The organism is Gordonia sp. UCD-TK1, from assembly GCF_001691435.1.
Lineage (GTDB): Bacteria > Actinomycetota > Actinomycetes > Mycobacteriales > Mycobacteriaceae > Gordonia > Gordonia hongkongensis.
This window is the reverse complement of the sequence record NZ_LZMP01000024.1, coordinates 288,068-300,041: the sequence shown is the minus strand read 5'-3', so window position 1 is coordinate 300,041 and position 11,974 is coordinate 288,068. Positions and strand designations below refer to the sequence as shown.

Sequence of the window (11,974 nt, the reverse complement as noted above, 5' to 3'; positions counted from 1 at the left end):
TGCCGACGACCGGGGGGTGGGTCATCCCCCCAGGGGGATTTCGACCGGGGGACGGGGTTCCGGGCGCCGCCGGCATAGGGGGGTCGGGACTTTCCCCTAATCCCCGGTCAGGGCTAACACCAGGGGGCCGGTCCGCGACACACTGGGTGAAGTGCGCCGCCGGGGCCGGGGCACGTGACATCGACGGATTGCCCGCACGACGCGGCACCGTCACCGCCCACCGTCTGCAGGTGCGAACAGGAGTGAGCGTCATGGCCATCGGGATCGGTGTGAAGATCGGGTCCGCGAACAGCGTGGCGGTAGCCGCCTCGGAAAAGTCCTGGGAGGGCGCGGTCTCGGTCGAGACGTCCGCTCTGGTGGATGCCGACGACTTCCTCGGACGGGTCGGCGACCCGGTCCCGATGCTCGACGACCACGGCCGCACGATCGCGGCCGCCGACCTCTACGCCGACGCGGTCGCGGCGCTGGTCGCCCGGCTCGACCTCGGCACGGACAGCGTCGACTCGACACCGTCCGACGACGTGCACCTGACCGTCGTGCACCCCGACAACTGGTCCGATCAGGCCGTCGACGACGCCCGGGCGGCACTTGGCGCCCACCCCGACTCGGTGCCGGCGGACGCGATCACCTGGGTGCCCGAGTCACGGGCGACCCTGGCCGCAGCCGAACACGCCGAGGGCGCCTTCGGCGACGGCGCGGTCGTCGTCTGCGACCTCGGCGCCGCGGGGCTCACCGTCTCCGTCCTGACCACCGGCTCCGATCCGGCCCCGGTCGGCCGTCCGTTGCATCTGGACACCGTGAGCGGCAACGAGTTCGACCGCCTGCTGCTGGCGCACACCCTGCGGGTGACCGGTGCCGACGCCGAGGTCGACGCGGGTCTGGCCGACCCAGCCCGGAGCGGCGCCATCCTCGACGACGTGAACCGGCTGCGGGAAGAGTGCCGCCGAGCCAAGGAGTCTCTGTCGGTGGACACCGACACCGTCGTCGACGTGCGGATCGGGCAGGTGAGCACCGAGGCGCGGCTGGTCCGCGACGACATCGAGGACCTGCTGCGCGCACCGGTCATGGAGGCGGTTGCGCTGGTTCGTGAAGCGGTCTCCGCGTCCGCCGTCGGCCACGACTCATCGGGCGCGTACGCGGCCCCCGGGATGAAGCCGGCCGGGGTGTCCGCGGTCCTGCTCGGTGGCGGCGGTGCGGCGATCCCGCTCGTCACCGAGATGCTGTCCTCGACCCTGCGTCTGCCGGTAGTCCTCGACCCCGATCCCGCGTCCGCCTCGGCAGCCGGCGGTGCGCTGATGGCCGGCACGACGCTCGCCGCCCGCCGGTCGGCGATCGCGCCGGCCGCCGCCACGACCGCGGCCCTCGTCTCGGCCGCGCCCGAGGAGCGGCCGCTCCGCGAGATCGTCCCGGCTCCGAGCACCCCGGTCGCCGAGCCCGCTCCCCGGTTCTCGCGTCGTAAGCGGGGCACCCTCATCACGGTCGGCGCCGCCGCACTGGCGCTCGTCACGGCAACCGGACTCTCCGTCGGCACCGGACTCGTCGGCTCGGTCGGCGAGGCGACGCCCCCGCCCGCGGGAGCGGCGACCACCACGGCCACCTCGACGCAGAACCCCGGTGGCGCTCCGGGCACCACCGCGACCGGTGCGCGTCCCGGCACCACCGCGGCACCGGTGACCGGTACGGGAACCCGGGCTCCGGGTACCGCAACCGATTCGCCGCGGCGGACCGCGGCCGGCGCCCCGTCTGCGGGCGCCCCGTCTGCCGGCGCCCCGGCGCCCGGAAGCACCCCCGGCCGCCCGGCTCCGGCCCCGGCGCCCGCGCCGTCCGCGCCCTGGACACCCCCGACGCAGAGTCCGAACCCGCAGCCCGAGGTACCCGAACAACCGAGTACCGGTGGTGGCGGGGTCACCCCGGGCGGCGTCCTGGAGGCCCCCGGTCGAGTCCTCGACGGCACCGGTCAGATCGTGTGCGGCGTCACCGGCGTCGTCGGCATCGACTGCTGAGTCCGTTGACTCACCGGTCACCCCTGGACCGTTCGATGACCCCGACGACACCGGTCTCCACGATCGGTGACCGTCCGGACCCGTCCTCGGCCGCGTCGCGCACCTCGTCGTGGGTGGCGGGCATCGTCGATCGCGCGCACTCGGGCCATCCGGTGTGTGCCGTGGCCGTCGGCACCCCCGGCAGCGGACGCTCGGCACTGCTGAACGCCGTGCACGAACAACTCCGACGACGGGACCTCCCGGTGAGTGTGGGGCTGCCCGCCGCGGACGGCGCGGGTCCCGTGTTCGTGCTGGCCGACGACATGCATCTGTGGCCGGTGGCCATGTTCGAGACCGCGCTGGGCATGCTCGACGCGGGGACGATCGGGCTGATCGCCACGATCGAACCGCGGGAACTGGACCCGAACGTCCGCCGGTTGCGCGACCGCGCCCGACCGTTCGGGGCGGTCCTCGAACTCGAGGCGCTGGGTACCGCCGATGTCCTGACCCGCGCGTCCCGCGCCGGGCTGACCCTCGCGCCGACCACGGCATCGCTGATCCGTCGACGCTGTGGCGGTGCGCGAGCTCCCATCGACACTGTGCTGCGGGCGCTCCGGAGCACTTCGAGCAGCGCCTCGCGCGTCATAGACGAGCCGGGGGCCGACGAAATCGCCGTCATCGATCGGGTGTCCCGCGAGTGGCACCATCGGCTGCTGCGCGGACTCGATCCGCTCACGCTCGCGGTGCTGGCCCTCGCCTCTGTCCGGGCGCCCCTCGACCCCGACAGCGTCGCCGAAGCGGCGGGCACCGACCGAGCCGCCGCGCTCGAGGCGGTCGACCGGGCTCGCGGGTGCGGCCTGTTACGCGGCGCGGACGTCTTCGTCTCGGCTGCGGCCGGTCCACTGCGTGATGTGCTGGGAGACAAGCAGATCGACGAGCTACGACGCAACTCGGTCGTCGTCGGACTGCGTGCGACCGAGCTCACCCCCGACACCGCGCTGCTCGCGGCCGAGGCCGGTGTCGACGACCCGCGGRTCGTCGACGCGCTGCTGGCCGGCGCGGTCGACGCGACCGCGGCGCGGGCGGTGGTCCTCCTGCAGGCCGCCGATCGGGTGGAGCCGGGGCGTGATGACGTCCGGCTGCTGATGGCCCAGCGCGCCCTGGCGTCGGGTGATCTCGACGGTGCGGGTACCGCGGCTGACCGACGGCTGGAGTCGGCCGCAACCACAGACGAATGGGTCGCGGAGTGGGTGGAGCTCGCCGCCGCCGCCGCGGCGCTGCGCGGACTCGCCTCGCACGCCGCCGACCTCTACCGCTGGACGGGATCCGATCTTTCTGCATCGCAGTCGTTGTCGGCTGCAGTCGCCCTGCTCGCGGTCGGAGACCGCGCGGCAGCCACGGCCATCGGCGCGGCCGATCGTGGCCGCGCGCCGGTGGCGAGTCGGGCCACACGGTCGCTGGTGGTCCGCGGGCTGCTGGCCACCCTCGACGACACGGCCGAGATGAGTACCGGCGACGCGGTCGACGTCGTGGTGCGTGGGATCTCAGCGGGAGCGACGTCGTCCCGAGGCCCGTCTGCGGCCCGAATTCTGCACGCGGCCGCCGCGGTGGCGTTGAACCTCGGCGACACCGTTGCCGCGCAATCGATCCGGACGGTGGCGGCGGAGCCGGCCCGAACCATTCTCGACGCCGAGGCCGCGCTCACCGTCGGCGATCTCGAAGCGGCGGCGCGTCTGCTCCCGACGGCGGAACCGCAGGGGATGTCCGAACGCTTTCGGGTGCAGGCCATTCGGCTCGGGTTGGCCCGGCGCCACGGTGACCTGTCCGCGCTGTCGGCCGCGTGGCAGGACGGCCTGTCACTCCTCGCCGCCATCGAGGTGGACCTCTACCTGTTGCGTCCGCTCGGCGAGTTCTGGATCGCCGCAGCGCGACTGGGTCAGATTCCCGCGATTGCGCGGTATGTGCACGCAGCCGACCGGTTGCTCGCGGATCTGGGCGACCCTCCGGCGTGGTCGGCGTCGTGGGACTTCGCGGGCGTCCACGCCGGCGCCATCACGCGCGACCAGTCCGCTGTGGCACACCGGTTGACTCGTCTCGACCTCGCGGCGGCGCGGGACCGCACCGCCGGGTCGCTGACGATCGGTGCGCGCGCCTGGGTCGCGCTGAACGACGCCGGCGAATCAACGGAACCCGTCACCGCCGCCGTCGAAGCGCTACGGAGCATCGGATTGCACTGGGAGGCAGCGTGCCTCGCGGGTATGGCCGCGTCGCGCGCCGACGATCCCGCGACCGCGGCCGGCCTCCTGGACACCGCTCGCGCGGCCGGCGAGGATCGGCGGTTGACTCCGCTGATCGGCGGGCCGCTCACCGATCGCGAAGCCGAGGTCGCCCACGAGCTGCTCCAGGGTTTCACCTACCGGGAAATCGGTGAGCGGCTGTACATCTCGGCGAAGACTGTCGAGCATCACGTCGCCCGGATTCGACGCCGGCTCGACGCCGGATCGCGGTCGGAACTGATGGCTGCCCTCCGTGCGGCCGGGTATCGGTGAAGGGTCCTGCCAGCGAATCCCCGGGAACGGGCTGACGCGCAGTGTGCCCTTGTTTGGGTGGGCGTGGGACGGCTATCTGTGACGTGACCGGACGAGATGCCACGAACCGGACACCGTGAGTGGTACCAACAGGACATGCAACACATCCGGTGCCGCGATATGTGGGGTCAGATCTGATGCCGGCGGTCCTTGTCGAGCGCGATGGTGAGATCACGACGCTCACCCTCCATCGCCCGGACGCGCTGAACACGCTGAACGCCGACCTCGTGCGGGGACCTGACGGTTGCACTCGACGAGGTCGATGAGGACCCCGGTTGCCGGGTGGTGATTTTGACCGGAGCGGGCCGCGCATTCTGCGCCGGACTGGACCTGAACGGTTACGGCGACGACGACCTCGTCACCGAACAGGGCGGGGTGATCCCGATGTTCGAGCGCCAACAGGACATCGCCGGGCTCGCGCTCCGCTTGCACGGGCTGCGCCAGCCCGTGATCGCCGCGGTCAACGGGCCGGCGGCCGGCGGCGGTCTCGCCCTCGTGTGCGCGAGTGACATCCGCATCGGGTCCACGTCGAGCGTGTACGCGGTCGGATTCATCCGGGCCGGGTTCTCCGCCTGCGACATCGGCGTGTCCTGGTTGCTCCCGCGCCTCGTCGGGACGGGCCGCGCACACGAACTCATGCTGACCGGCCGCAAGTTCACGGCCGTGGAGGCGGAGTGATATGGGCTGCTCGTCGAACTCGCCGAGCCCGACGATCTCCTGGAGCGGGCACGCTCCACGGCGCGTTCGATCCTGGCCAACCCGCCGCTGTCGGTGGAGCTCACCAAGGTCGGGATGTGGGCCGCGGTGGAGTCCGATTCCTTTAGTGCCACGGTCGAATTCGAGAACCGGCAGCAGATGATCACGGCTATGACCGAAGATCGGGGCGAGGCGACCGCCGCCTTCCTGGAGAAACGAGCACCGAGGTACCGACGACGATGACTTCTGACCTGTTCGATGTGAGTGGCAAGACGGTGCTGGTCACCGGCGGCACGTCGGGTATCGGGGCGATGATCGCCCACGGACTGCACGACCGCGGGGCACGGGTCCTCATCACCGGTCGCAATGACGACGCGCTGGCCGAGGCGCGCGCCGCGGGACTGACTGCGTTACAGGCGAATCTGTCGACGCCCGAGGGTGCACGAACCCTCGCGCAGCAGGTGGCGTCGGAGACCGACACCCTCGACGTCCTGGTGAACAACGCCGGCGCGACCTGGGGTGCGCCCCTCGAGGAGTTCCCGGACTCCGCCTGGGACCGGGTGCTGAAGCTCAACGTCCAGACGCCGTTCGTGCTCACGCAGACACTGTTGCCGTTGCTGACCGGCACCGCCACGGCCGAGAACCCGTCGCGGGTCATCATGATCGGCAGTGTCGACGGGATCCGGGTGCCCCGCACCGCGTCATACTCCTACTCGTCGAGCAAGGCGGCCGTCCATCAGCTGACCCGGCATCTCGCGCGTGACCTCGGTCCGCGTCATGTCACCGTGAACGCCATCGCGCCAGGACCTTTCGAGTCCAAGATGATGGCGCCGATCCTGGCCGAGCTGGGCGAAGAAGTCGCGGCAGCATCGCCGTTGGGCCGTATCGGTCGAGCCGACGACATGATCGGCACGGTCGTGTACCTCGCCAGCCGCGCCGGCTGTTACCTCACCGGGACGGTCATTCCGGTCGACGGTGGGATTGCGACGACGCTCTGAGTCCACGAGTCCAATTGACGAAATACGGCACACAGTCAACGAAATTCGATGCACAGTCAATGGGATTCGGCGCACAGTCACCGGGTGGTGCGGAATAGGCAGATAGCCGGGATTTCCGGATTTAAAAGCGAACATGCGACATGGTCCACTGATGCACTGTGCGTGCAGGTCAGGTCCGCTGTGTGAAGGTGTTCCTCATTCAGATGCCTTTAATCGCGCTGGTATCTGATTAATCCCTTTGTTAGCTTGCGGGAGTTCGATGGACCCGAACGACAAAGGAGGAAAGAACCAGTGCGAAGAAATCTCATTCGTGTGACGACGGCTGGCGCGACCCTCGGGGTCGCGGCTCTGATCGCTCCCGCGGTGGCAACAGCAGCCCCCGTATCGGAGGCGAACTGTGCCACGGTCTCCACTCCGGCCAATCCGGCGGGGTGGGGCAACACGTTCGGTGACGAGCGCGGCCAGGCCGGCAAGGTGACGGCGACCAATGTTGTTGATCAGGACGGGTCTCTCGAGTTCGTGACGACAGAGCAGACACCCCGCCAGGCGTCGTACAAGAGTGCCGGGCAGCTCAAGCTGACGGAGGCCATCACGAAGCCGCTCACGTTCAACAAGTCCGACGGGCAGGCGAACTGGCAACTCCGCGTGACCGGGGCCAACTCCGGTGAGAGCAATGGATTTGCGACGCTCGTCTGGACCGCGCCGGCTGGTGCGGGCAAGGCGGATGCCGGCGGATCTGACCAGTGGTGGTCCACCCGAGATCTCGGCACGATCAAGAGAGGCACCAACGCCACCCTGGATGATCTGGTGAAGGCCGCCAATTCAGAGGGCCACACCACCGTGGTCGACCACTACGGGGTCTCCAGTCAGCCCAACGAAAAGACCGGCAAGGTCAATGTCGACAACGTCTCGTTCAACGGCTGCACCACCAACTTCGCCGCATCGGGTGCCGGCGGAGCCTTCGGATCGCTGGAGAACATCTTTCCCTGATCCGTGAGTTCGACTCTGCAGCAGGCGCTCCGCGGCCGATGACCGGTCGCGGAGCGCCGCCGTCGCGGCGAGAATGTCGTGACGGCCGGCTAGTCGTACAGACCCGCTTCGCCCCGCTGCCGGAGTGCCTCCAATCCTGCGCGGAACTGTCGGAGGTATTCCGGCGAATGTCCCACCCAGTCGATCATCTCGCCGACGACCCGGACCGGCTGGGCGCTCCGGTAGGAATGGGTGGGGTTGCCGGGAAACTTCTTGTCGGTGACGTTCGGATCGTCGTGTACGTCGTCCTGGGGTTCCACGACGTAGACCCGGGGGCGCCCGTCACCCACCGCCATCTCGGCCGCGAGCACCGCGCCGTCGAGCACCTTCGTCATGTAGACGTAGTTCGAGATGTGCTCGCGCCGGTAGTTCGATCGGTGACCGGGGGTCAGGAAGTCGCCCACCCGGAGGTCGGCGCGGGTGCCGTGGAAGTAGGCCCCGGACTCGTGCACCCGGAATCGTTCCGGGGTACCCGCCATGTCGGGGTGGTCTGCACTCTCGGGCATCGATGGCCTCCTGCGTCTCGTCGTCGTCGAGCGATTGTGCACGGCCACCAGGGCCTTGCGGCAAGCCCCCGTCGTCGACATATGGTGGAAGTGGCGGGGTTCGGGGGCGGGCGACCCGCCCCCGAACCCATCTGGGTCCTCCCTCCTCCTCACCACGTGTTCTCTTTCCTCACCACTGGTCGAAGCCGACGTTGACCTGGGGGTATCGGGTGTCGATGGGGAGTATCAGATTAACGGTGTAAGTGGCGTTTTCGGTTAGTTGTCTTCGCTGGCCGGCATGCGGTCGGCGAAGGTGATGGCGAATGCGTTGAGTGCTGGTTTCCACCGCATTGTCCATCGTTTCTGTCCGGTACCGGTCGGATCGAGCGACCGGGTCACCAGGTACAGGCACTTTAGCGCCGACTGCTCGTTCGGGAAATGCCCACGAGCCCGCACTGCGCGCCGGTAGCGGGCGTTGAGTGACTCGATCGCATTCGTCGAGCAGATCACCTTACGGACCTCGATGTCGTAGTCGAGGAACGGTATGAATTCTTGCCATGCGTTGCGCCACAACCGGATAGCTGCCGGGTACCGGTGCCCCCACTCGGCGTCGAACGCATCCAACGCCTCGGCCGCGGCTGCAGCGGTGGGGGCGGTGTAGATCGGTTTGATCGCCTTGGCGATAGCATCGCGGTGCTGGCGGCCGGCATAGCGGAATGTGCCCCGGATCAGATGGATGACACACGTCTGCACCACCGTGTCGGGAAAGACCGCCCCGACCGATTGCGGCAGGCCTTTTAGCCCGTCGCAGACGAGGAAGAAGATGTCGGCTACACCCCGGTTCTTCAGCTCGGTAAGCACCGCCAGCCAGTACTTTGCCGACTCACCATCGCCTTCACCTGCCCACATCCCGAGCACGTCACGATGCCCGGCCAGATCCACCCCGATCGCGGCGTAGATCGGCCGGGGCCCTACCTGCCCATCGCGGATTTTGACATGGATGGCGTCGATGAACACCGCGGCGTAGACGCGTTCGAGCGGACGGGCATGCCAGGTGGCCATCTCTTCGAGCACCCGGTCGGTGATCCGGCTGATCGTGTCTTTGGAGACCGCAGCACCGTAGATGTCGGCGAAATGGGCGCTGATTTCACCGGTGGTGAGCCCACGGGCATACAGCGACAACACCACCTCATCCACATCAGTCAAGCGTCGTTGGCGCTTCTTCACGATCTGCGGCTCGAAGGTGCCCGCCCGATCCCGCGGGACATCGATCTCGACCTGCCCACACGCATCAGTCAGCACGGTCTTCGACCGAGACCCGTTGCGCGAGTTGCCACTCCCGCGACCACGCTGGTCGTGCTTGTCGTAACCGAGATGCTCAGACATCTCTTCATCGAGCGCCGTCTCGAGCACCGTTTTGGTCATCGCTTTGAGCAACCCATCCGGACCGGTCAGGCGGACCCCGGCCTCCCGGGCCTGGCGGACCAGCTCGCGGGCTACCTCGAGTTCATCGACGCTGCGGTCCGCAGGCACCTCGACGATCCCGTCATCGTGTTCATCAGATGGCTCCACAGCCACCAGAGTGTCGGTCATGATGCGACCTTCCTGCCCCCGACACACCGAGGGCGGTAAGGCCACTTACACCGTTCTCACGACAGTCCCTGTCGATGTGGTTGTTCATCCAGTAGTTCTGGGCGTGGGGTCCCCAGATGCTGCTCATGGCGGTGTTGACGTTGTGGGGGTGGTTGGTGAGTTGGTAGTTGGCGGTGGGGCCGAAGGCGCCGATGCGGTAGATGGCGTTGACGTCGAGGTGGTTGGTGAAGGGTGCGGTGGCGGTGATGGTTTCGGTGGCTCCGGGGTAGAGGATGCGTTGGGGTGCGTTGATCCATTGGCCGCCGTCGGCGTTGGCGCCTTGGAGGTATTCGGGCTTGTCGGTGTGGTTGGTGATGGTCATGGCGACGGTGGGTTCGCCGGGTCGGGTGATGGGTAGGGTGCCGGCGTGGGCTGCGCCGGCGGCGCTGAGGGCGATGCCGGTGGCGGCGGCGAGTCCGAGGGTGGCGGTGGCGATGCGGGTGGTGGTTTTCATGGTGGGCTCCGGTGTGGTGTGGGGGTTGTGTTGGTGACACCACTGACTCTGCCGGGGATGGGTGGTCGGGGGATTCCGCTGACCGGGTGATGGGTGGGGTGAACGGCACGTCCACCGATCGGGGGACGCGGTGGCCACGGGCGCTGCGCGCCTCACACCTCGCGGGCGGGAACCTCGACGATCGCGACGGTTCCACCGCGGGGATGGTTCGCCAGTGACAACGTGCCGCCGGTGCCTTCGATACGCACGCGCCGCGAGGCGAGTCCGATGTGGCCCTTGGCTTGTCGTCGACGCATCAACTCGTCGACGTCGATGTCGGCAGGTAACCCGATGCCGTCGTCCACGACGACGAGGCGCGCTCGCCCGTCATCGAACTCGGCGGTGACGTCGACCGTCGTCGCGGCCGCGTGCTTGATCACGTTCGTCAGCAATTCGCGGGCGGTGGCGAACAGCAGCGAGTCGGCGGACGTGCGTAGGTCCGGCGGCCAGCCCGCGGTGTCGACGGAGATCGTCGGGGCACCGGCGCGGCTACCGATCGAGGCGGCGAGGTCGGTGAGGGCCACCGACAGACCGGCCTGTTCCAGAACCACCGGGTGCAGCTCACTGAGCGTCGACCGCAGCAACTGCGCCGCGTCGCGCAACGCACCGTCCACGCGATCGAGGGTCACCGGATCTGCGGAGTCACGGAGCGTGGCGAGTTCCTGACGCGCCGCCAGTACGTACTGCAAAGCCCCGTCGTGGAGGTTGTCGGCGAGATCCCGGCGCTCGCGTTCCTCGATCTCCATCGTCGCGTCCAGCAACCGGGCGCGTTCGCCGGCGAGCGCCCCGATGGTCTTCACCCGGGATCGCTGTAGGCGGGACAACAGGATCGCGCCGACGGCCAACGCCGCGACGACGAGGATGCGCAAGACGATCACCGACCACGGCTCGCCGTTTGATGTGCGGGCCAGCATGGAAGAGACGGCGTACACCGCGGTCGTGACGATCACCACGACCGCACAGGTCCTGGGCTACAACGCGATCGCCGCGATCATCGGCACGAGGACGAAGCCGCTGAGGAGAACGTCGGTGGTCCAACTCAATTCGTTGGACCGGCTGGCGGCGACGGCGAGCGCGGTGAGCAGGAGGAGGTCGATCGGCAGAGCGATCCACGAGTACCGGATCATCGCCGATTCGTGGCGGACGACCACGACTGCCCCGCCGATGCACCAGGCTGCGTAGAGAATCGCCGTCACGACGCTGAACGTCTCCGCGCGCGCGGGTGGGTCGAGACTGACGGTCAGCAGCACAAACAGCGACAGGAACAGCCGGAGGACCACCTGAATCCGGATGCCACGGATCGCGTGGTCGATCAGGATGTCGTGGATCCGCGGTTCGTCGGCGAACTCGTCGAGACCCAGATAGCGTGTCGCTCCCGCGATCTCGACGCTGCCACCGTCGTCGACCCCTGGCTTCGAGGGGTCCGCGCTATTCGAGGAGCCCACGGCGCATCGCCTCGGCGACCGCGGCCGCACGGTCGGACACGCCGAGCTTCTCGTAGAGGCGCTGGGTGTGCGTCTTGACCGTCGACGCACCGATGTAGAGCTCGGCGGCGACCTGTGGAATCGACTGTCCGCGTGCAAATCCCGTGAGCACCTGGCGCTCCCGCTCGCTCAGGGCCGGCGCATCACGCTGGGTCTGCGCGCGGATCTCGCCGGCCAGTCCCGCGGCGAGCTCCGGCGGTACCACCGTCTCTCCCTTGGCCACCCGGGTCACCGCGCCGACGATGTCGTCGCGATCGGCGTCCTTCGACAGGTAACCGGCCGCACCTTCCTGCAGCGCCCGGAAGACGATCGGGCCGTCGGTGACCGCGGACAGCAGCAGCACTCGGGTCGGCAACCCGTCGCGCGACACCGCATGGGCAACCTCGACGCCGGTCATGTGCGGCATCTGGTGGTCGACCACCGCGACGTCGGGTTTCTCCCGACGGATCAGCTCGAGCCCGGCCAGACCGTCGGCGGCCTCGCCGACGACCCGTACCCGTCCACTGGCCGCCAGGCCACGGGATACACCGTCGCGGAAGAACGGGTGATCGTCGACGACGACCACGGTGACGAGGGTGTTCATCGGA

Annotated in this window: 8 protein-coding genes and 2 pseudogenes; 5 read left to right on the top strand and 5 right to left on the bottom strand. The window is 68.8% G+C overall.

Annotated elements, in window-relative coordinates; genetic code table 11:
* Positions 1–251: 251 nt before the first annotated feature.
* The 5 genes and pseudogenes from A9310_RS15160 (at position 252) to A9310_RS15140 (ending at position 7,254) form a co-directional block, all read left to right on the top strand.
* Positions 252–2,003, top strand: a complete 1,752-nt coding sequence (locus A9310_RS15160) for an Hsp70 family protein (protein ID WP_065631390.1) — start codon at positions 252–254, stop codon at positions 2,001–2,003.
* 35 nt (positions 2,004–2,038) lie between these two features.
* Complete coding sequence (locus A9310_RS15155) at positions 2,039–4,531, top strand: helix-turn-helix transcriptional regulator (RefSeq protein ID WP_065631312.1); 2,493 nt, start codon at positions 2,039–2,041, stop codon at positions 4,529–4,531.
* A gap of 321 nt (positions 4,532–4,852) precedes the next feature.
* A pseudogene (locus A9310_RS26605) lies at positions 4,853–5,509 on the top strand (enoyl-CoA hydratase/isomerase family protein).
* The gene (locus A9310_RS15145; protein ID WP_065631311.1) at positions 5,506–6,264 is read left to right on the top strand and encodes an SDR family oxidoreductase; all 759 of its coding nucleotides are present in this window, start codon (positions 5,506–5,508) and stop codon (positions 6,262–6,264) included. The pseudogene A9310_RS26605 and the gene A9310_RS15145 overlap by 4 nt, the downstream one beginning before the upstream one ends.
* 312 nt (positions 6,265–6,576) lie before the next feature.
* The gene (locus A9310_RS15140; RefSeq protein ID WP_065631310.1) at positions 6,577–7,254 is read left to right on the top strand and encodes a hypothetical protein; all 678 of its coding nucleotides are present in this window, start codon (positions 6,577–6,579) and stop codon (positions 7,252–7,254) included.
* An 89-nt stretch (positions 7,255–7,343) separates the two neighbouring features.
* Here A9310_RS15140 and arr read toward each other — a convergent pair whose 3' ends face one another.
* The 5 genes and pseudogenes from arr to A9310_RS15115 all read right to left on the bottom strand — a co-directional run bounded on the left by arr (position 7,344) and on the right by A9310_RS15115 (position 11,970).
* Complete coding sequence (arr, locus tag A9310_RS15135; protein ID WP_254661271.1) at positions 7,344–7,799, bottom strand: NAD(+)--rifampin ADP-ribosyltransferase; 456 nt, start codon at positions 7,797–7,799, stop codon at positions 7,344–7,346.
* A gap of 255 nt (positions 7,800–8,054) precedes the next feature.
* The gene (locus A9310_RS15130) at positions 8,055–9,371 is read right to left on the bottom strand and encodes an IS256 family transposase (protein WP_014928678.1); all 1,317 of its coding nucleotides are present in this window, start codon (positions 9,369–9,371) and stop codon (positions 8,055–8,057) included.
* Positions 9,337–9,864, bottom strand: coding sequence for a hypothetical protein (locus tag A9310_RS15125; protein ID WP_083207391.1), 528 nt, complete (start codon positions 9,862–9,864; stop codon positions 9,337–9,339). The genes A9310_RS15130 and A9310_RS15125 overlap by 35 nt, the downstream gene beginning before the upstream one ends.
* Positions 9,865–10,016: 152 nt before the next feature.
* Positions 10,017–11,348, bottom strand: a pseudogene (locus tag A9310_RS15120) (sensor histidine kinase).
* Complete coding sequence (locus A9310_RS15115; protein WP_065631308.1) at positions 11,332–11,970, bottom strand: response regulator transcription factor; 639 nt, start codon at positions 11,968–11,970, stop codon at positions 11,332–11,334. The pseudogene A9310_RS15120 and the gene A9310_RS15115 overlap by 17 nt, the downstream one beginning before the upstream one ends.
* Between the last annotated feature and the right edge of the window lie 4 nt (positions 11,971–11,974).